General features: G+C 62.3%; 20 protein-coding genes, 1 tRNA gene and 1 pseudogene. 12 read left to right on the plus strand and 10 right to left on the minus strand.

The annotated features are described in order from the left end of the window. Positions 1-48: 48 nt before the first annotated feature. Genes ASD83_RS02670 through ASD83_RS02680 form a run of 3 tightly spaced genes read left to right on the plus strand, consistent with a single transcriptional unit; the run spans position 49 to position 3352 of the window. Positions 49-432 carry a response regulator transcription factor gene (locus ASD83_RS02670; protein ID WP_056307685.1) on the plus strand — a complete coding sequence of 128 codons (384 nt, stop codon included), beginning with the start codon at positions 49-51 and terminating at the stop codon, positions 430-432. After that, a complete protein-coding gene (locus ASD83_RS02675; protein ID WP_056307687.1) occupies positions 416-649 on the plus strand; it encodes a hypothetical protein in 234 nt (77 codons plus the stop codon). The genes ASD83_RS02670 and ASD83_RS02675 overlap by 17 nt, the downstream gene beginning before the upstream one ends. Then, positions 650-3352, plus strand: a complete 2703-nt coding sequence (locus tag ASD83_RS02680) for a sensor histidine kinase (RefSeq protein ID WP_056307689.1) — start codon at positions 650-652, stop codon at positions 3350-3352. 148 nt (positions 3353-3500) lie between these two features. Here the strand turns inward: ASD83_RS02680 and ASD83_RS02685 are convergent, their stop codons facing one another. Together ASD83_RS02685 and ASD83_RS02690 are read right to left on the minus strand one after the other, a co-directional pair. Further along, positions 3501-4295, minus strand: a complete 795-nt coding sequence (locus ASD83_RS02685) for an ion channel (RefSeq protein ID WP_056307691.1) — start codon at positions 4293-4295, stop codon at positions 3501-3503. Between the two features lie 57 nt (positions 4296-4352). Beyond that, positions 4353-5129, minus strand: a complete 777-nt coding sequence (locus ASD83_RS02690) for a FecR domain-containing protein (RefSeq protein WP_162249116.1) — start codon at positions 5127-5129, stop codon at positions 4353-4355. A 188-nt stretch (positions 5130-5317) separates the two neighbouring features. Between ASD83_RS02690 and ASD83_RS02695 the strand changes: the two genes are divergently transcribed. From ASD83_RS02695 to ASD83_RS02710, 4 genes are all read left to right on the plus strand, one after another. Then, positions 5318-6061, plus strand: coding sequence for a glycosyltransferase family 2 protein (locus tag ASD83_RS02695; RefSeq protein WP_056307696.1), 744 nt, complete (start codon positions 5318-5320; stop codon positions 6059-6061). Between the two features lie 89 nt (positions 6062-6150). Continuing rightward, the gene (locus tag ASD83_RS02700) at positions 6151-7674 is read left to right on the plus strand and encodes a flagellar hook-length control protein FliK (RefSeq protein WP_056307698.1); all 1524 of its coding nucleotides are present in this window, start codon (positions 6151-6153) and stop codon (positions 7672-7674) included. Further along, positions 7671-7973: an EscU/YscU/HrcU family type III secretion system export apparatus switch protein gene (locus tag ASD83_RS02705; protein ID WP_056307700.1), complete on the plus strand. Its 303-nt coding sequence runs from the start codon at positions 7671-7673 to the stop codon at positions 7971-7973. The genes ASD83_RS02700 and ASD83_RS02705 overlap by 4 nt, the downstream gene beginning before the upstream one ends. Positions 7974-8049: 76 nt before the next feature. Next, a complete protein-coding gene (locus ASD83_RS02710) occupies positions 8050-8613 on the plus strand; it encodes a DUF2076 domain-containing protein (protein WP_244489084.1) in 564 nt (187 codons plus the stop codon). Here the strand turns inward: ASD83_RS02710 and ASD83_RS02715 are convergent. Next, positions 8613-8984, minus strand: a pseudogene (locus ASD83_RS02715) (cell wall hydrolase); the annotation flags it as partial. The gene ASD83_RS02710 and the pseudogene ASD83_RS02715 sit on opposite strands and share 1 nt — an antisense overlap. 188 nt (positions 8985-9172) lie before the next feature. Next, the gene (locus ASD83_RS02720) at positions 9173-9496 is read right to left on the minus strand and encodes a hypothetical protein (protein ID WP_056307703.1); all 324 of its coding nucleotides are present in this window, start codon (positions 9494-9496) and stop codon (positions 9173-9175) included. Positions 9497-9612: 116 nt separating this feature from the next. Here ASD83_RS02720 and ASD83_RS02725 point away from each other — a divergent pair, with 116 nt between their 5' ends. Continuing rightward, on the plus strand, positions 9613-9939 hold the full coding sequence (locus tag ASD83_RS02725) for a hypothetical protein (protein ID WP_056307705.1): 327 nt from the start codon (positions 9613-9615) through the stop codon (positions 9937-9939). On the opposite strand, the gene ASD83_RS02730 is transcribed toward ASD83_RS02725, so the two are convergent. Continuing rightward, positions 9929-10537 (minus strand): 5'-methylthioadenosine/S-adenosylhomocysteine nucleosidase, encoded by a 609-nt coding sequence (locus tag ASD83_RS02730; protein WP_056307707.1) that lies wholly within the window; start codon positions 10535-10537, stop codon positions 9929-9931. The genes ASD83_RS02725 and ASD83_RS02730 overlap by 11 nt on opposite strands. A 180-nt stretch (positions 10538-10717) precedes the next feature. On the opposite strand from ASD83_RS02730, the gene ASD83_RS02735 reads away from it, so the two are divergent. After that, positions 10718-10948, plus strand: a complete 231-nt coding sequence (locus ASD83_RS02735) for a hypothetical protein (protein ID WP_056307709.1) — start codon at positions 10718-10720, stop codon at positions 10946-10948. A 66-nt stretch (positions 10949-11014) separates the two neighbouring features. Here the strand turns inward: ASD83_RS02735 and ASD83_RS20575 are convergent, their stop codons facing one another. Further along, positions 11015-11191 carry a DUF2934 domain-containing protein gene (locus ASD83_RS20575; protein WP_082560917.1) on the minus strand — a complete coding sequence of 59 codons (177 nt, stop codon included), beginning with the start codon at positions 11189-11191 and terminating at the stop codon, positions 11015-11017. A 142-nt stretch (positions 11192-11333) separates the two neighbouring features. Next, positions 11334-11410 (minus strand) — tRNA-Arg (locus ASD83_RS02740). 65 nt (positions 11411-11475) lie between these two features. Here ASD83_RS02740 and ASD83_RS02745 point away from each other — a divergent pair. Both ASD83_RS02745 and prfB read left to right on the plus strand, forming a co-directional pair. Further along, the gene (locus ASD83_RS02745) at positions 11476-11979 is read left to right on the plus strand and encodes a peptide deformylase (RefSeq protein ID WP_162249117.1); all 504 of its coding nucleotides are present in this window, start codon (positions 11476-11478) and stop codon (positions 11977-11979) included. Between the two features lie 74 nt (positions 11980-12053). Further along, positions 12054-13176, plus strand: a protein-coding gene (prfB, locus tag ASD83_RS02750) for a peptide chain release factor 2 (RefSeq protein ID WP_156385714.1) whose coding sequence is annotated in 2 segments (ribosomal slippage) — positions 12054-12122 and positions 12124-13176 — 1122 coding nt in all. Because the reading frame shifts where the segments join, the coding sequence is not laid out codon by codon here. 215 nt (positions 13177-13391) lie between these two features. Here prfB and ASD83_RS02755 read toward each other — a convergent pair. Together ASD83_RS02755 and ASD83_RS02760 are read right to left on the minus strand one after the other, a co-directional pair. Further along, positions 13392-14531 (minus strand): M23 family metallopeptidase, encoded by a 1140-nt coding sequence (locus ASD83_RS02755; RefSeq protein WP_156385715.1) that lies wholly within the window; start codon positions 14529-14531, stop codon positions 13392-13394. Positions 14532-14615: 84 nt separating this feature from the next. After that, complete coding sequence (locus ASD83_RS02760) at positions 14616-15092, minus strand: peroxiredoxin (protein WP_056307716.1); 477 nt, start codon at positions 15090-15092, stop codon at positions 14616-14618. Positions 15093-15321: 229 nt separating this feature from the next. Here ASD83_RS02760 and ASD83_RS02765 point away from each other — a divergent pair, with 229 nt between their 5' ends. After that, positions 15322-18792 carry an AsmA-like C-terminal domain-containing protein gene (locus tag ASD83_RS02765; RefSeq protein ID WP_056307717.1) on the plus strand — a complete coding sequence of 1157 codons (3471 nt, stop codon included), beginning with the start codon at positions 15322-15324 and terminating at the stop codon, positions 18790-18792. Between the two features lie 159 nt (positions 18793-18951). On the opposite strand, the gene tyrS is transcribed toward ASD83_RS02765, so the two are convergent. Beyond that, the gene (tyrS, locus tag ASD83_RS02770) at positions 18952-20202 is read right to left on the minus strand and encodes a tyrosine--tRNA ligase (RefSeq protein ID WP_056307719.1); all 1251 of its coding nucleotides are present in this window, start codon (positions 20200-20202) and stop codon (positions 18952-18954) included. Positions 20203-20371: the final 169 nt, after the last annotated feature.

Genomic DNA, 20371 nt, shown 5'->3' on the forward strand with positions numbered 1-20371 from the left:
TTAGTGTGCGCGTCTGCGGAGGGGAGACCGCGGGCACTGGGGGGAGATTTGGCTATTGATATCCTGATTGCCGAGGACGAGCCGTCTATTCTGGAATCGCTGGATTTTATCCTTCGGCGTGCCGGCTGGACTATTAGCTCGGTGACTGATGGCGATGCCGTGCTGGAGGGCGTGCGGCGTCTCAAGCCGCGGATGCTGGTGCTCGACGTCATGCTGCCCAAGCGCAGCGGGTTCGATATTCTGAAGCACCTGCGGGCCGATGCGGAGACGGTGAACCTGCCCGTCCTGATCCTGACGGCCAAAGGCCAGCAGCAGGATCGGCGCATCGCCGAAGAGCTTGGCGCCAATGGGTTTGTCACAAAACCCTATTCGAATGCCGAGGTGGTGGGCGCGGTGCGGCACCTGTTGGGCGAAGATGCCGGAGCGGCGTAAGATTGTCGGCGGCATGTTCCTGCTGACGACGGCCGGCCTGTTGCTGCTGGTGCCGCCGCTGGTGCACATCTTCAATCACGATTTCACCGTCTTCGGCGTGCCGCAGATCGTCTTTTATCTGTTCGGCGTGTGGCTGGCGCTGATTGTGGGGACCGCCGTGCTAACGAGCCGGCTGCCTCCCGAGCGGCCAGCCAATGGCGAGGAGGGCGAGAGCTAGATGCTGTCGGCCGATTTCGTTATCGCGACCGCCGTGGCCTATGTCGGCCTGCTCTTCGTGCTGGCCTATTTTGGCGACCGGCGGGCGCGGGCGAAGCCGAAATCATGGCTCAACTCTCCCGCGGTCTACACCCTGTCGATCTCGGTCTATTGCACCAGTTGGACCTTTTACGGTGCCGTGGGAAATGCTGCCCGTAGTGGATTGGAATTCCTTACGATTTACCTTGGTCCGACAATCGTTTTTGTGGGCTGGTATTTCCTGCTGCGCCGCCTTGTGCGGATCAGCCATCTCTATCGCATCACGTCCGTGGCGGACCTTTTGTCCTCCCGTTTCGGCAAGTCGAGCCGGCTGGGTGTGCTCGTCACCTGCATCGCCGTGATCGGCATTGCGCCCTATATCGCGCTGCAATTGAAGGCGGTCACCTCGTCGATCCAGGCCGTCGCCGGATCGTCGGAATTCGGGCAGGGAAGCCTCAAGGGCATTGACGATGTCGGGCTGGCGCTGGGCGTCGCTGCCGGCATGGCGCTGTTCACCATCCTTTTCGGCACGCGGCATGTGGATGCCAAGGAGCAGCATCACGGCGTCGTCGCGGCCATCGCCTTTGAAGCCGTCGTAAAGCTGACGGCTCTGGTGGCCGTGGGCGTCTTCGTCGTCTTCATCGGGGGCGGGTTCGAAGGGATTTTCAGCCAGGCGGCGGCTAAGGGTATCGTCATGGATACCGCCGTAAGCTTTGATAGCCGCTGGCTGACGACGCTGGCGCTGTCGATTGCCGCCATCGTCTGCCTGCCGCGGCAGTTTCAGGTGACGGTGGTCGAGAATTCCGACGAGAACCACCTGCGCATCGCCGGTTGGGCATTCCCGGCCTATATGCTCCTGATGAGCATCTTCATCCTGCCCATCGCCATTTATGGGCTGACGGTGATGCCGGAGGGCTCTAATCCCGACATGTTCGCGCTGACCCTGCCTTTGGCGGCGGGACAAAACGGGCTGGCGCTTTTTGCGTTCATCGGGGGCTTTTCGTCGGCGACGTCGATGATCATTCTTGAATCCATCGCGCTCTCGATCATGGTGTCGAACCACATCATCATGCCGCTAGTGCTGCGTTTCAGCCCGCCGCAATATGGGGACGGGCAGGGGGTGAGCCGGGTGCTACTGGTGGCGCGGCGGTTTTCGATCATGCTCATCCTGTCGCTCGGTTTTTTCTACTTTTTCTTCACGCGAGACTCCGACGCGCTGGCGCCGATCGGGCTGATTTCCTTCACCGCCATCGCGCAGTTTTTTCCGGCCTTGCTGGCGGCGATTTTCTGGAAGGACGCTTCGCTTAAGGCCGTGTCGATGGCCATATTTCTGGGCTTTGTCTTTTGGGCCTGGTGCTGTTTCCTGCCCTCGTTCGATTCCGTGTCGCCGGCGGTTTCGCTGCTGTTGCAGGAGGGGCCCTGGGGCATTTCCTGGCTGCGGCCAGAGGCCATGTTCGGGCTCGAAGGCTGGGATCCGCTGGCCCATGCCGCGTTCTGGAGCCTTTCGGTCAATATTCTCACGCTGACGCTGGGTTCACTGGTGACGACGCCATCGGCGCTGGAGCGCATTCAGGCGACGGCCTTTGTCGATGTGTTCCGCCGCTCGAACCTGCCTCAGCGCAATTTTGCGCCGGGGTCGGCCACCGCCAACGATCTATATTTCGTTGCCGAGCGCGTGCTAGGCGAGCAGCGAGCGGCGGCGTTGTTTGAATCGGCGGCGCGCGATAGCGGGGTTGATCCCATCGGGTTCGAGCCGACGCCGGAATTCGTCGGGCGGCTGGAGCGCGAATTGGCGGGCTCGATCGGCGCGGCTTCGGCCCATGTCATGCTCTCGAAAGTGGTGGCCGGCAGCGATGTGTCGCTCGAAGAGATGATGCAGATGGCTGACGAGACCCAGCAGGTCATCGTCTATTCCCAGGAGCTGGAGAAAACCTCGGCAGAACTGCGGCTTACCGCGCAAAAGCTCGAAGACGCCAATGTTCAGCTGCGCGAACTCGATAGCCAGAAGGACGAATTCCTGAGCCAGGTGAGCCACGAAGTGCGCACGCCGATGACCTCCATCCGCTCATTCTCTGAAATCCTGCTCGATGGCCACGCGCTTGATGACACGCAGCGCCAGCGTTTCGTATCGACCATTCATCAGGAAAGCTTGCGGCTGACCAAGCTGCTCGACGAAATCCTCGACCTCTCGGCGCTGGAGCGGGGCGAGCGTAATTGGCAGAGCGGACCTGTCGATGCCGATGCGGCGCTCGACCGGGCGCTTTCGGTCTGCGACGCACTTCTGCGGCAGAAGGGTATGCGCGTCGATCACGGCGAACGCGCCGGGCGCACCATGGTCGAGGGCGATCCGGACAGGTTGTGCCAGGTGTTCATCAATCTCATTTCCAACGCGGTGAAATACAATGACGCCGCCGAGCCGGTGGTGCGGATCACCTCGGCGCTGAAATCGGGCAATTTCGTCGTGGAAGTGGCCGATAATGGTCCCGGCATTGGTAAGGGCGAGCGCCAGCTGATCTTTGAAAAATTCTCGCGGGGGCGAACGGGCGCCATCGATCAGACCGGCGCCGGGCTGGGACTGGCCATCAGCCGCCAGATCGTCAAGCGCATGAAGGGTACGCTGGACCTTGCGCCGAGCCCCTTGCCGGGCGCCTGCTTCAGGCTGCGATTGCCGGTTATTCGGGGTTGAAGCGTTCTGTTGGTCGATACTTTTTGGGCGTCCTGGCACCCGACGACTGTCATCCCGGCGCAGGCCGGGACCCATCTCGAGATCTCAGGATGGGCCCCGGGTCGAGCCCGGGGTGACATCGAATTTTGGAAGGCAACGGAGGGACGCCTTACCCTTCACCCTCGTCCGGGATGTTCAGAATATGGCCGCAGGCCTTGCAGTGGACGGCGTCGGGTTCGTGCTTGGCAAGGCCGCATTGGGGGCAGGGGAAGTGTACCTTGGCGGGCCGGAAGATCAGTTGCGCCAGGCGCACGAAGAGTGAAATGCCCATCAGCATGACCGCTATGGAAACGAGCTTGCCGAAAGTGCCGGGCAGGGTGATGTCACCAAAACCGGTCGTGGTCATGGTGGCGACGGTGAAATAGAGCGCATCGACATAGCCGCCGATCCCGCCCTCGCTATCGGCGAAGGCGGTGTAGACAAAGCCCGTGACCACGAAGACGAATACCAGGAGATTGAGCACCGCCTGAATGGTTTCCTTGTAGGCGCCGAGCCGGTGCTTGATCAGCGGCCGCCAGATGATGGTGGATTTGCTGATCGTCCAGAGGCGCAGAATGCGCAGGAAGCCGAGGTTAAACAGCCAGGTTGGCGCCAACAGCGTGATCAGGATGAAGATGTCGATGACAACGGGAAGCTGCCGCAACCAGCGCACGATGTCGGTGGAGGCCAGGGCGCGCGCGACGAGCTCGATAAACAGCAAGGCGGCGATCGAATAGTCGATCCAGAGAAAATATTCGCGCCCCTTGAGCAGCGGACTGGCGATGAAAAAGGCGATGATCGACAGGTCAACGATCAGCACCGCGGCCTGGAAGCGGAGGGCGAAGGGCGCCTGGGAGTGGTAGAGAATGCGCAGCCGCTTGCGTAGCCGCGCCAACCATAGGGGTCCGTCGGCCTTTTCGTTCACTTCCGGTTCTGTTGAAGTCAGAGCCCGTTACCTCGCGTTGTGCGCTTCATGCCCTGGCTAGTTCTTTCCCGGCGTGACACGCGTCGTGGTCGTCGTCGTCGTGGTCGGCGTTGACGGGTCGCCGCCGCCCGGCGTGGTCAATGTTTCAGGAACACCCTGCTCCTGCCGCGGTTCCGTGCACTTGCCGGCGCCGCTGACGCGGAATTCGCCGAGGAGCGGGGTCTGGAAGCGGGCATAGCGGAAGGCGCCGCTCAGTTGCGGGTGGAGGGGGTCGCGGTGGTTGATCAATTGGGACACGCTGGCGTCGACCGTGCCGAGATCGCAGCGCGAAATCAGTTCCTGACATTGGCCGGAGGTGGAGCAGAGGCGCACCGCGCCTTCGTAAAGCATCAGGTCGGTGCGCGGGCGGCTGACGTTGAAATCGAACTTGGTGCCGCGCACGGCAATGGAAGCAGTGGGTGTCGTGATCGAATAGGCCGATTTCGGACTATGGCCCGAAATGAAGCGGAAGCTTCCGGCCAGCGCATTGATGGCGAATTTGTCGGCGGTCTGGCCGTTGAAGAGATAGGCTTCAATGACGAGGGCGCTGCCGGGCCCCACGACCAGCCGCGTCTGATCGGAAAAGACGATCTGCACCTGGCCGGAAGGGCCGGTAACGACCTGTTCGCCCAGCGAAATATCGGCGCCGACGGCCAGAATGCGGTCGGTTCCGGAGAAGCGCACCAGCGCATCGGGATCGACACCAACCGCGCGGCCCTCGGCCGCCTGAGCCGAACCGGCGAACAACAGGCTGGCGCAAAAAAGAACGGCAGCATTCAAGGCAAGTCGACGCATGACGTTCTCCGCGCTGGAACAACTTTCAACTACGCCGGGATCTCCCGCTATAGGCAACCTATAGCAAGCGGCGCACAAGATGGAAACTTGACCATCCCGCCTGAACCGGGCCTGAAGGTTGCCGCCAGGAAGATGTCGCGCTATGAGCAGCGCCACCCAAGCGTCGGCCGACCGGCAGAAGGAAAACAATGAAGCTGGCATTCGTCATCCCCGCCTATAACGAAGAGGCGCTGGTCGGAAAGTGCCTGGAATCGGTGCTCGCCGAAATCCAGCGGTCCGGCGTGCCGGCCGACGTGATCCTGGTCAACAATGCTTCGACCGATCGCACCGGCGAAATCGCCCGCAGCTTTGCCGGGGTGCGCGTGGTGGATGAGCCCAAGAAGGGGCTGGTCAACGCGCGCGATGCCGGCTTTGCCGCAAGCGAAGGCTTTGACCTGATCGCCAATATCGACAGCGACACCCTGGTGCCGGAAGGCTGGCTGACGACGGTGATGAAGGAGTTCAACAAGGACTCCAAGCTCGTCTGCCTCAGCGGCCCCTATATCTACTATGATATGGCGCCCCATAATCGCCTGATGATCTCGGGTTTTTACGGGCTGACCTATCTCATTTACCTGCTCAACCGCTTCGTGCTGCGCGTCGGCTCGGTAGTGCAGGGCGGCAATTTCGTCTTCAAGCGCGATGCCTGGGTCAAGGTGGGCGGCTATGACCGAACCATCGAATTCTTCGGCGAAGACACCGATGTCGCCGTACGCCTGTCGCGCGTCGGCGGGGTCAAATGGACCTATGCGCTCAAGATGAAGACCTCGGGCCGCCGGCTCGAAAAGGAAGGCGTGTTCAAGACCGCGGCGACCTATACGCTCAACTTCTTCTGGGTCACCTTCCGCGGCAAGCCGGCGACGATGGACTACAAGGACGTTCGCAAGGATTGATCGCCCGGTTTTCCGGTAGTTCTCTACATTTTGAAGAATCACCCATAGGATCGATTCTGGCCGCATGATGCGGCCGGGATTGGCTGTGGATGACGATTGCCTCGCATTTTCCCGTTGTATCACCGGCCGAGGCCCGTTCGATGCTGCGGGCGCTTGCTTTGGCGCCGGGGCAGATCGTCGAGGGGCGCGTGCTGGGACCCGCTCCGGACGGCGCAACGCTGGTGCAGGTTGGCCGGCAGGCCATGTCGCTGTCTTTGCCCAATACCACCCCAATCGGCACGCTACTTACCCTTGGCGTGCAGCAGGGCGATGGGCATCTGCGGCTGGCGCTGATCGATAGCCGTCCGCCGGCCTCGGTTGCACCACAGCAATTGCCGGCAACCAGCGTCGAGATTTCGCAGCGCCCTGCAATGCCACAGGGTCCACTCACATATGGTCCGCCCGCAGGGGTGGCTGGAGCCGCTGCGCCGCCGGTGGCCGCGACGGGGCTAGCCGCGGGCATTGCGGCCCCGGTTGCCGCGTCAACTGCGGCACGCGCGCCTTCTAGCCAGGCCAGCCCTCCGATCATCGCGCCCCCCAGCGCAGCGGTGGCGCCGTCCGGACCCGCCATCCAGCGTCAGGGCGGGGCGCCTTATGGCATGACCGGGCTGGGCTCCAACCCGACAGGCTCGTCGCCAGTCGCAGCGCCGGTGCAGCCCGCGTTGCCGGGGCCACAGGCGGCAGCTTTGGCGCAAATGGTGCAGCAGGCGCTGCCGGGCCAGGGCAGTATCGGCGCCCTCACCAGCATGCTCGCCGCGGCCGTGGGCCGGGCCGGTCTGCCAGAGCCGGTGCTGAAGGCGGCGCGGCAGATTCTCGACAACCAATTGACTGCCCCAAACGGCAAGGTCGATGCGGGGGCGCTGAAATCGGCGCTGCGCGGCTCCGGTATTTTTCAGGAGGCGATGTTGGCGCAAGGCTCGCCGGCCGCCGCGGGTGCCGATACCAAATCGGGACTTCTGGCCATGCGGCAGGGGCTGGCCCAATGGCTTGGCAGCCAGCCGCAGATTGCCCAGATCGCACAAATTCCGCCGCCGCTGCGCCACGTGCTGCCGCGGGCAAAATTGCCCGATGTGCCGCAGCTGGACTTTCCCGAGGAGGCGGAGGACGTCGGGCGGCTATTGCTCGAACGCACGGAAAGCGCGCTGTCGCGGCTGCGGTTGCATCAGCATGCTTCATTGCCCGAGGCGCAGCGGGGCAATGAAAGCCAATGGAACATGGATCTGCCCATTGCCGTGGGGCTGCATCAGGCCGTGCTGCACCTGCAAATCCATCATGATGGCGGGGGCGAGGCCAATGGCCCCGAGGACCGGGGCTGGCAGGTGCGGTTTGCAACCAATTTGCCGGACCTGGGCGAGGTCGGCGCGCAGGTTTCGCTGCGCGGACAGACGACCGGGATCATGCTCTGGGCCGATCGTGACGACACGGCCAAGGCATTTTCGGACAATATCGAGGAATTGCGCGCCAGCCTTGAAGCTGTGGGTCTGAAGCCCGGTGCGCTGGTCGTTCGCCACGGAGCACCGGGGGAAACAGCTGCCCCCACTGCCACCGGCCACTTCGTGGATGCGACGCGATGATGGATGAACCGAAGGTGACGCCGCTGGCCGTGGCACTGCAATATGACAAGCAAAGCGATCAAGCGCCGCGCATCGTCGCCAAGGGCAGAGGCCTGATTGCCGAGCAAATCCTTGCCATTGCGAGCGAAAACGGCATCGTTATCGAGGCCAATCCGATCCTCGCCGAGGCGCTGAGCCATGTGGAGGTGGACGACACTATTCCGGTGGAACTGTATGAGGCCGTCGCGGCGGTGATCGGCTTTGTGCTGCGGCAAAGCGAGGTTAGTGGCTGGAAACCGGACGAGCCCGAGCCACAATGAAACCATGTGACCGCGGCGCCGCGCCATTGCATCGCCGCCAAAGCCTCCCCATGTCCAATCTCAGACGAGGGAGACCATGATGATCAGACCCGAAGACGAACGCGCCATCGATGATCTGTTCGAGCGGCTGCACAATGTCGAGCGCAACAGCGCTCCGCGTGATGTCGAGGCTGAGCGCCTCATTCGCCAGCGCCTCGCCGAAAACCCCGCTGCGGCCTATTATATGGCCCAAACCATCATCGTGCAGGAAGCCGCGCTTCGCGAAGCGCAGCAGCGGATCGAGGCGCTCGAGGCCCGACAGGGGCAGGGCGGCTTTCTGGGCGGTATTTTTGGCAATGAGCGCCCGGCGCCGCAACGTGCGCCGCAGCGCGGCCCGTGGGGTGAGCGTGCCGAAGAAAGCGATCAATACGATCGCCGCCGGTCAGCCGGGGGCGGTGGTTTTCTTGCCGGCGCAGCGCAGACGGCGCTTGGCGTAACCGGCGGATTACTGCTCGGCAGTGCTCTGGCTGGCCTCTTTACCGGCGATGCGCAAGCAGCGGAGGCCGAGGCGCCGCCTGAGCCGGCACCCGAAGACCCCGGCATCGATGATGGCGGGGATTGGGGTGGTGGTGGTGACTTCGATATCGGCGGCGATTTTTAGCGGGTTCGCTTCTCGTAAAATTCGTTGCCGCCGGCTTCGAGCACGTAAAACATGTTGTCATAGGGGAAGCGCAGGCCGGCCGTATGGAAATGCTGGGCATTTTGAACACCCGGATGGCGGGCACCGCGCAACACCTGATCGGCGACCTGCGCGGCGAGAACGGCACCGCTATCGGTCATCGGCTTGGTGAGAACACCCTGGGCAAACTGGTTTTTCTGGCCGACGACGCCGCAGACCGACTTGGGGTAGCGCCCATCATAGAGCCGGTTCATCACGACGGTGCCAACCGCGAGCATGCCGTCAGGACTGGACCGATTGGATTCGAAATACATGGCCCGCATCAGGCATTCCTTCTCGCTCATCTGGGCCATGCCGAAATTGATGCCAAGAAAACTGCAGCCGGCAAGGCTGGTGGCGACAACGGCGAGAGCCGAAATTTGAAGGGCGAGGCGGGCAAAGGGGGCCACGGTGCATCTCCGGAGTGTTGCCGAGTTGCGGCTTGGTCCGAAAATGCGCCGACAGCCTTAAAGAAAGCCTCAGAAGGAGGGTTAAGAGATTGCTAGCGCCGACGAGCAAGGAGACTGGCCAGCAGCGCCACCGTGCCGATCACAGCGATTACGGGAACGGGATCGCGCTGGACGGCGCGGGCGCCCTGAACCGCCTTGCGGCTGGCAATGCCGGCAAGCCAGGCGCCCTGCCGGGCCGCATCGTGGCTCCAATCGGAAATGGTATCGCCGAAATCACCGGCAACATCACCGGCATTATGCGACAGCGCGCGGCTGATGTGCCTTGTCTGGCGGCGCAATTCACCGATCTGGGCGGCAAGGGCCTCAAGGGGGTCATGTTGACGGCGGCGGGATGTGAACAGATCTTCAAGACGCATGGGATACTCCCTGGTTATGGGCGCAACGCCATTGGCCGGACACAAGTTCCGTACACAATCAATGACTTCGACCTCACAGTCAGGGGCCGAGAGCTAGGGAGCCGTATGGTTTCGACATGAGCAAGCACGCACAACGTCTCAATCGGCTGTTCGACAAGCTCGAGCGCAAGATTCCAAGCATGGCAGGCAGCTGGCTGGCCCGCCTGCGCCGGCCGGAAGCGCGCTGGATTCGCATCCCGCTCGGCATCCTTCTGGTGCTCGGGGGCATTTTCAGCTTTTTGCCGGTTCTGGGCATCTGGATGCTGCCGCTCGGATTGCTCCTGCTCGCGGTCGATCTGATCTTCCTGCAGAGCCCGGTGAACCAGGCGATCCTGCGCGGCAGCCGCAAATGGACCACCTGGCAGCGCAAGCGCCGCGATCGCAAGAACACGCCTAAGGCGTGAGGTCGATTTCGCCTGCGGCATAGGCCGCCTCGACACGATCCACGGCTTCGGCCAGCCGCTCGTCGATGATGTGCAGATATTGCGTCCAGTCCTCGATGCGGCTGACGGCTTCTGCGCCATCGGAAATGCCGCGAAGGCCGAGGAGCGGCACGCCGAACATCTGGCAGGCGCGCTTGACCGCATGGGTTTCCATATCGACCATATCCTCGGCGATCGCAGCATAGGCCTTGCCAGTCACGACATTGCCGCCGGTCGATAGGGTCGCCGGGGCGAGGCCGGCGATGGGCGGCACCAGATCGAGCGTTGGCGGCAGGTCCGTCAGCGGTGTCACGCCGCGCGGAAAACCGAGGGCCGAGGCGTCCATGTCGCGATAGGCGACGGAAATCGCCTGATAGACGCCGAGTTGTTCAAGCCGGTTGGACCCGGCCGAGCCGAGGCAGACGACCAGTCCTGGCAGGTCGTCGCGCCGTTCCATCAGGGCTCTCGTCGTTGAAACGGCCGCTTCGACCGGGCCGATGCCGATCATGACGGGCTGGATGCGCGCGGCCAGATGCGGGCCGAATTCGGCCTTGGCGGCCATCAGGTACAGAATAGTCATGTCTCACCCTAACATGGCTGCCATGCCGCTCAAGCGCTGGTCGTTACCGGTTATGTAACGGAATGATGACATATTGAACCATGCTCCCGGTGTTTTGGGGAGCGGGAAGGCAGGCGTATCGTGCGTTTCGCAGTCATCAGTGGGTCGAGAGAGTGGACAGAAGCGGCGCCTGAACGGGCCATGCCGCAGCGGGCCGTGGAAATCGAAGACGTGCAATACGAAGCGCGCCGCCGTCTCAGGGCGCTGAAGATCGAAGAATGGCGCGTCCGGGAATTCGTCACTGGAACGCCGGTGCCCGACAATATCCGGCACGTCGCCATGCAGATCGAATATGCCGCCCAGGCCATCGGCCGGCTTTCGCCGATCCCGGCCGATTATGCCGACGACGTCTATTGGCCGCGCGTCTGGTAGCAGACAAAGCAGGAGCGGCGGATGGCCACTCCTGCGACTATTCTCATCCCAAAAACCTGACGGCGCTCAAGCAGCGATCTTTTTGGCGCGTGGCGCGGCGCGTTTGCGCGCAGGCTTGATGGTTTTGGCTGCATCGGCGGCAATTTCGGCCACAGCCTTGAACCAATAGCTCTGATCCTGCCCCTCGGGACGCCCATCGGCCTCCCACAACTGATAGGCGCGGTTCTGGATGTCGTCCTGCATGGTGCTCTCCACTTCAAGCGTAACCAGAAGCGAGCGTGACGCGATAGGGTTAATTCCCTGTTACGGGTCCTAAGCACCTGAGGCGGCTAGAGGACTATCCGGCAATCGAGAGGAATCGCGCTCGCGCCTGGCGCCGGAAAACTGGTGATCTCGACGGGATTCGAACCCATGACCCCCGGATTAGGAATCCGGTGCTCTATCCTGCTGAGCTACGAGACCAGCCGGGATTGGACCTACCAGCGGAGGCCGCAACATGCAAGATGGGGCCCCGCGAGGACGCTGACGTGACCAAGATCGACCCCTTTATTTTCTATCCAGACGCGCGGTTCAACGAGGCAGCGGTCGCCCGGCCGGGCGATGCGGCTCTGCTCGATATCGGGCGGCGCCTGCTGGCCGCGGCGGCGGAGGCGCGGGCCTATGGGCTTGCGGCGGCCCATATCGGGGTGGTGGCGCCGGTTGCGGTGATCAGCCTCGGCAATCCTGCGGTGCGGGACTATCGCCTGCTCTACAATCCGCGGGTTCTTTCGATTGCTGGCCCAGAGGAGACTGGCCCGGAAGGCTCGGTGTCCATGCCCGGTATCGAGGTCGAGGTGTTGCGCGCCCAATGGGCGGTGATCGCTTTTGACGATGCAGCGGGGCAGGGGCAGGAACTGGCCTTGTCGGGCTTTGCTGCCCGCGTGGCGCAGCACGAGATCGACCAGGTGAATGGCGTGTTCTTTCTCATAAAGATCTCGCGGCTGAAGCGCGAGGCAGCCATTCGGCGGTTTGCCAAGCTTGGCCGCCGCTGAAGATCAATCCCATCGCAAAGGTTGATCCCTGATCGTGGCTCCGCTAAACGGAGCGCACAAACCAAGGAACAGACATGCGCGCGGAAATTGAAAAAGCCGTTGCCGAAATCGAGCAGGTTCTGACCCTGCTGAGGAGGCATCTTTGACTGGGATACTGCACAACTTCGCCTCGACGCGCTAACCGCGCAGACTGAATCCCCCGACTTCTGGAACGATCCGGAAAAAGCCCGCGTGACCATGCGCGAGCGCGACGAACTCGATGTCGCGGTGAAAGCCGTGCGCGAATTCGAAACCGGTATTGCCGACAATGTCGAACTGATCGAACTCGGTGAAGCCGAGGGCGACGCCGATATCGTGCGCGACGCGGAAAACGCGCTGCTTGAGCTCAAGCAGTCAGCGCGCCGCCAGCAGATCGAAACGCTGCTTTCGGGCGAAGTCGATTCCAACGACTGCTATGTCGAAATCCACTCCGGCGCCGGTGGCACCGAGAGCCAGGATTGGGCCAACATGCTGTTGCGCATGTATACCCGCTGGGCCGAGCGCCGGAAGTTCAAGGTCGATGTGCTGGAAATGCACGACGGCGAAGAAGCCGGCATCAAGTCCGCGACCATCCAGATCAAGGGCCACAATGCCTATGGCTGGCTCAAGACCGAAAGCGGCGTGCATCGCCTCGTTCGCATCAGCCCCTATGACTCGGCCGCGCGCCGGCACACCAGCTTTTCGAGCTGCTGGGTTTATCCGGTGGTCGATGATTCCATCGAAATCGAAATTCGCGAAGCCGACCTCAAGGTCGACACCTATCGCGCCTCGGGCGCTGGCGGCCAGCACGTCAACACCACGGACTCGGCCATCCGCATCACCCACGTGCCCTCGGGCATCATCGTGGCGTGCCAGCAGGAACGCAGCCAGCATAAGAACCGTGCGACGGCCATGGCCATGCTGAAATCGCGTCTCTACGAGATGGAATTGCAGAAGCGCGAAGAGGCGGCCAACGCCCAGTCGGCCAGCAAGACCGATATCGGCTGGGGCCACCAGATCCGCTCCTACGTGCTGCAACCCTATCAGATGGTGAAGGACCTGCGGACCGGCGTCGAAAGCGGCCAGCCTTCGGTCGTGCTCGATGGCGATCTCGACGAGTTCATGGAAGCCGCCCTGGCGCAGCGCGTCGGCGTGGCTACGGACGTGGCGGGCGACTAAGCGTCTCCCCACCGCGCTCGCTAACACCCCCTCCCAACCTCCTCCCTCAAATCGCTCCACTGGAGCGATTTGCCCTGCGGGACGGGTCGGAGCCCATCAAGGGGGAGGTGCCATATCGAGTTTGGGTAAACTATCTGCCAGACACTCAATCCCTTCACCTCCCCCTTGATGGGGGAGGCTGGGAGGGGGTGGAGCGGCAAACTCGAAATACGAAATTACCCCAGCACCGCCACCAATCTCTTCCCAGCATCCAGAAACGCCTTGGGATTGATCGCCTCGTCGGCCTTGCGGATTTCAAAGTGCAGATGCGGCCCGGTCGAGCGGCCGGTCGAGCCGACCTTGGCGATCGGCGTGCCGGTGTTCACCGCCTGACCCTCGCGGGTCAGATAGCCGCTCAAATGCGCGTAGCGGGTGACGAGTCCATTGTCGTGGGTGACTTCCACCACCATGCCATAGCCCGATCTGGTGCCGACATAGGTGACGATACCAGCCGCCGCGCTCATCACGGTCGTGCCGCTCGGCGCGGCAAAGTCCATGCCCGAGTGGAAGGCGCGGGAGCCGGTGAACGGGTCCTTGCGATTGCCGAAATTGGAGCTCTGACGGAAATTGCCCGATATCGGCATATGGACCGGCGCGGTGTCGAGACTTTCGCGCGCTGCCTTGTAGCGCAGCAGCGCCGACATGACGGCGTTGGCATCGTCGAGCATGGGCGTGCCGTTGAGTTCGTCGGTCGCCGGCAATAACGGGCCGCCCATGGCGTCAGCGTCAGGGTCGGGGAGGGCGAAGGGAATACCCAGCCCGCGCATTTCCGTAGCGATTTCGTCGGCGCGGGTCGAGGCGACCGCGGCAATGCCGTGCATGGCCATCTGCGTCTCGCCCATCATGCGCTCAAGGCTGAGGGCCGTGGCATCGACATCGGGATTGCCCGTCATGCTGGCAAGAGGCGTCGTACCGGTGATTTCGGCTGTGGGCAGGTCGGCGGCGGCGATCCCCAGGGAATCGGCCTTGTCGACCAGGACTTTTACCAGCTGGTGCTGTTCGAACAGCATTTCCTGCTGCTGGGACAATTCCTGCAATTGCAGGTTGATGTCGCCCGTCTGAGCAAAACTGCGCGAATGCAGCCGGTCGATTTCGACCCGCATCTGCGCGATCCGATCCTCGTAGGCGCCAATGACTTCGTCGGTGCGGCCGTTGAGCAGGCGGGCAATGTCGGGTGAGAGATAGAGTGCCGTGCCGGTAAAGACATTGCCGGCAAAGAGGAGGGCGAACATGCCGTAGAAAATGCCGGGGTGAATGCCCCGCATCGGCGGCTTGCCCTGGCGCTTCCGGTCTCTGACCCCAGCCGTGGTGACCACCTTGCTTTCCTCACGCTGCGAACACTTATGGTAAGCAGACTATGAGCGAGCATGGTTAAGAAAAACCGAAAGCCCGCAGAGGTTTCAGGTGGCTTCCAGTTCCGCGAGCGCCGCGAGCATCTTGGCGGCGTGGCCCTTGATGCGCGTTGCCCGGATGATGCGCTCGACCTTGCCATCGGCGCCGATGATGAAACTGGTGCGGATCAGCCCCATGAATTCGCGGCCATAGAGCTTTTTGAGCTGCCAGAGCCCAAAGCCCTCGATCGCCAGATGATCGGGATCGGCAGCGAGCGGCACTTTGAGCCCATATTTGGCGCGGAATTTCTGGTGGCTCGGTATCTCATCGGGCGAAATGCCGACGAGCACGGCGCCATGGGCCGCGAATTCCGGCGAGAGGTCGGAAAACTCGATGTTTTCGTCGGTGCAGCCGCCCGAATCGTCTTCCGGATAGAAGTAGAGTACGACCCGCTGGCCACGCTGGGCGGACAGGGTGAAGCTGCTGCCATCGTCGCGGGAGAGGGTGAAGTCGGGGGCAGGGTCGCCCTGTTTCAAATGCGCCATGATCCACTCGCCTTTGGAAGCCGACCAATAGAGGGTGTCAGCGCCACAATCCAGCCGGTATCATTGGGCATTGCAGCCGGCGGGCGGATGATTCTTGGATGAATTAGCACTGTTTAAGATGTGTTGAGGTACATATCTGAACGAGCCGAATAAACCGCGATGCGCAGGCCGTCTTCTTTTGCATCTCAATGCACCTTTGGGTGACCCTGATCTGGATAGACGTGAGCGAGTGACAATTTCGGCAGATCAGCCCGCGCCATCGCCGCCGCCTGCTCCTCCCGTTGCACCGCGGCGCCGGAAACGGCGAATCCTCGGCTGGGTCCTCGGCGTTCCCGCTGCCATTCTGCTGGTGCTTTATCTCGTTCTGCTCATAACCCCAATCCGCCTGCCGTTTTCCGGCGATGCGACGCGGGGATTCGTGCAGTCCATGCTGCCGGCCACCTCCACGCTTGAAATGGGCGATCTGGCCATTGCCGTTGAAAATGGCGTCTGGCCCGTCGTGCGATTTTCGCCCGTCGTGCTCACCGATACGCTGTCGGGCTCGCGGATCGCCATGGAAGCGCTGGAGGTCGGCTTTTCGCCCCTGCGCGCGCTGATGGGGCAGCCGGGCGCCTCGATCACGGTGGTGGGGCCGCATCTGCAGGTTGTGCAGGATTTGCATGGCCCGCGCCTCGCGCGCATGGAGATCGTCGAAGATCCGGAAGGCGGCGTACCGACGCTGCGGGTGCTCGAGGGCGATCAGGCCTATTCCCCGGTTGGTATCGGCACCGAGGGACTGCACCTGGGTGCAGACGGCACCAAGCTGCGCTCGGACAATGACTGGCTCGTCTACAATCTCGAAGCCATGGAAGTGGCGATCGACGATTTCGTCGAACTGACCGAGCAGGGGCGTTTTTCCAAGCTCATCGTGCGCGACGCCACCATAGACATGACCGATTCCGTCTATGGCCTTTATCGCCGGTTTGACGATGTCGAACTCGAAGTCGGACCTTCCCCCGATGGACGGCAGACGACGGGCGAATTTTCGGCGCGGATCGGTGGGCGGACTGTCACCGGCACGATCGATCGCCTGGTGGAGGAAGACGGCACCTCGCGGCTCAAGGTCGATGCCACCAATATCGACTTTGCCGCCATGCTGCCCTTCATCGACGATGCGACCAGCATGGCCGCGATGCGCGGCACCGGTGCGCTTTCCATCGATATCGGCTTCGATCCGGCCGGCGGCAAACTGGTCGATGGCACTTTCCGCATCGATTTGACCGGCATCGATCTGCGCATCGGCAAGGACTATTTCCCGGTTGTCGGTTCGATCATGGAAATCGACTGGAATCCCGATCTTGGGCAGTTCCGGCTTGCCGATTCCGCCATCCAGATCGGGCAGAGCAAAGCCCGCATTTCCGGCATTTTCGCCATGGGGCTCGATCAGAAATATGGGCCGACCATCGGCATATCGGTGCACGCCACCGATGTGGCGCTGCAACCCAATGACATGGCAGCGCCCGAGCAGCCGTTCGACACCATGGATTTTTCCGGCTGGTCCGCACCGCTCTATGGCGCGGTCGGCATAGACCGGTTCGTCGCCAAAAAGGGCGATGCCGTCATCGAAACCGCCGGGCGCATGGATATGCTGCAGTCCGGCTTCGGCGTCGATATGACCGTGGCCGGCAAGGGTGTAACGGCCGACGATATCAAGCGCATCTGGCCCTATTTCATGGGCGGGGAGAGCCGCGACTGGTTCGTGGCCAATGTCACCGGCGGGCATGTGGTCGAGGGGCGGCTGGAGTTCGATTTCCCTGTCGGCACGCTGTCGGCCGACGGCACTGCCAAAGCGATGCCGAAAGACGCGATGGATATCAACATCGTCGGCGAAGGTGTCGTCGTCCGGGCGACCGAGGCGATGGATCCGATCGCGCTCGATGGCCTGACGCGCTTGCAGGTCAACGGCACCAAGACCACGATCTCTGCCGATGGCGGCAATATCGACACCGATCAAGGCACCATCGCCGTCCGGCGCCCGGCCATGATCTTTGACAGTTCGGATCCCGAGGAGAGCATTTTCGAGGTGTCCGGCAGTCTCGGCGCGCCGATTCCGGCTTTGCTCTCGCTGGGCACCCAGCTTCAGCCGGGAGCGCTCGCCCAGCTGGGCCTACCAATCGACCTCGCCGCCATTACCGGCAATATCGACTTTGGCCTCGTTGCGACCATCGGCCTGCCCGCTGAAGAAACGGGCAAGGAGATGGACATCGACTATGCGGCCAACGGAACCATCAGCAATTTCGCCAGCAGCGCACCGATCCAGGAGCGCACGATCGGCAATGGGCAGCTGACCTTTTCGGCGACGCAGGACAGCTATCAGCTCGGCGGCACCGCCGAGATCGACGGCATGGCCGCCGACCTTGCCGTCACCGGCACGCCGACGACCGCACCGCTATTCCAACTGGGTTCGACCGTTGAGGTTGCCGATCTCGCCAAGCTCGGCTTCGATGCCTCCCAGTTCCTCTCGGGCAAGGTGCGTTTCGTGGCCGAGCCGGCGGCAAACGGCACGATGAAAATGTCCGTGGACCTCGTGGATGCTGGCCTCACGATCAAGGATCTCGGGCTCCGCAAGGCGGCGGGCACGCCGGGCAGCCTCACGGCCACCGTGAAAATGGACGGCGAGGTGACCCATCTCACCGATATCAGCCTCGGTTTTGGCGCGGTGCAGCTATCGGGCAAGCTCGATTATCACGCGACCGATGGTCTGGTGATGGCAGAATTCGACAAGGTGGCCCTTAGCGCCGGTGATAGCGCGCAGCTAATCTTAAAACCCAATGGCAGCGGCTTTGACGTGCAAATCCGCGGGGCGCAGCTGGACCTCAAACCCTTGCTCAGCCGCTTCTTCAGCCTCGGGGAAGGCAGTGGCGGGGTGCAGACGACGCAGATCAACCAGGCGATCAACCTCGACGTACAGCTCGACCGCGCCATCGGCTTTTATGCGACCACCGCCTTCAACGTCGATCTCGACCTGAGCCTCCGCGGTTCCGACCTGCGGCGCGCGACGGTTTCGGCGCAGTTCGGCGAGGGCAATGGGCTATCGGTTACGACCAATCCCGCGCCCAACGGCAGAACCCTCTCGGTCGCCTTCAACGATGCCGGCACGGTCCTGCGTTTCGTTGGTGTTTATTCCCAGCTGGCCGGGGGTAGCGGCAGTCTGGTGCTGACCACCGACCGCGAGGCGAATGCGGAAGGCGGGCGCTTGTTGATGCACAATTTCGCTATCGTCGATGAAGCCAATGTCGCGCAGATCCTGGGCAATCATTCGGATTCGCGCGCCGCCATCGCCCGTAGTAATCGCCTCGATTTCGACGCCGCCGAGGCCGATTTCATCCGCCGCAGCGATCGCGTTGAGGTCACGCGCGGCGTGCTTTCAGGCAGCACGGTCGGCGGCACGATGCGCGGCTTCATCTACACCAACAATCGCCAATACGACCTGACCGGCACCTATGTGCCGCTCTTCGGCCTCAACAACGCCTTCCAGCAAATCCCGCTTCTCGGGCCATTGCTGGGTGGTCGCGACGGCGAGGGCCTGGTCGGCGTCACCTTCGCGGTGCGTGGGCCGCTCGATAATCCGCAGTTCCAGATCAACCCGCTGTCCCTGCTGGTGCCGGGCGCGTTCCGCGAGCTGTTCGAGTTCCGCGCACGGGAATTGCCCCCGGAATGAATCGCTCCGGTGCGCATGGCGCACCCCCACCTAACCTCCCCCCTCATAGGGGGAGGGATCTGCCGGTGGCGCTCCGATATTGAGGCAAAAACCGCTGCGTTCCTCCCCCTTGTCAGGGGGAGGCTAGGTGGGGGTAGCGGCAATAGCTGAGAGTGGAGATCAGATCGGCTTGATCAGCGCATGGCGCTTCTTGCCGACCGAGAGTTTTATCACCCCCTCGGGCAGCAGCGCGTTTTCGCCCAAATTCAGCTTGTCATCGTCAACGCTCGCATCGTTGACCTTCACGGCCCCCGAAGCGATGTGGCGGCGCGCTTCGCCGTTCGAAGCGGCCAGACCGGCCGTCACCAGCGCATTGAGAATGCCGATCCCCGAATTCAGTTCGGCATGCGTCACTTCCGCCGTCGGCAGCGACAGGTCGATGGCGCCGGATTCGAAGGTCGCCAGGGCCGTTGCCGCCGCCTGAATGGCCGCATCGCGGCCGTGGACGATCGCCGTCACTTCCGTCGCCAAGATCTTCTTGGCTTCGTTGATCTCGTTGCCACCGAGCGCGCCGATGCGTTCGATTTCCGAAATCGGCAGACGCGTGAAAATTTTCAGGAATTTTACGACGTCGGCGTCTTCGGTGTTCCTGAAATACTGCCAGAAATCATAGGGCGAGAACAGGTCGCCATTGAGCCAGACGGCGCCAGAAGCCGATTTTCCCATTTTCTCACCAGATGACTTAGTGAGCAGTGGGGTGGTCAATGCATAAAGCTGCGGCCCGCCCATGCGATGGCTGAGGTCCACACCATTGATAATGTTGCCCCACTGGTCCGACCCACCCATCTGCAACACGGTACCATAGCGCCGGTTGAGTTCTGTGAAGTCATAACCTTGCATGATCATGTAGTTGAATTCGAGGAAGCTCAGCGACTGCTCGCGGTCGAGGCGCAGCTTTACTGAATCGAACGAGAGCATGCGGTTGACCGAGAAGTGGCGGCCAACGTCGCGCAGGAATTCGATGTAGTTCAGCTTCAAGAGCCAATCGGCATTGTTCACCATCATGGCGGGGTTAGAACCGCCATAGTTGAGAATATTGCCGTAGACGCGCTTGATGCTCTCGATGTTCTCGGCGATCTGCTCGACGGTGAGCAGCTTGCGCTGATCATCGCGGAAGGACGGATCGCCCACCATGGAGGTGCCGCCGCCCATCAGGCTGATCGCCTGGTGACCGGTTTCCTGCAGCCAGTAGAGCATGGTGACGGTGATCAGATTGCCGATATGGATCGACGTCGCCGTCGCGTCATAGCCGACATAGCCGGTGATCTTGGAGGTCAGCGCAAGCTTGTCGAGACCCTCGGGATCGGAAATCTGGTGGATGAAGCCGCGCTCGTCGAGGACGCGGAGGAAATCGGATTTGTACTTGGTCATTTTGCGATCCAGAAATGTCTTCTTCTTCGCCGCGTCATTCCATCCTTCCCCGCGTCATCCCCGCCCCGGATCAAGTCCGGGGTAAACTAGCGGGGATCTCCGGCATATGCCGAAAGGGGGATTCCCGCTTGCGCGGGAATGACGTCGTGAATGCAAATGTCGCGGTGCT

Source organism: Devosia sp. Root685 (assembly GCF_001427875.1).
In the GTDB taxonomy this organism is placed as follows: domain Bacteria; phylum Pseudomonadota; class Alphaproteobacteria; order Rhizobiales; family Devosiaceae; genus Devosia.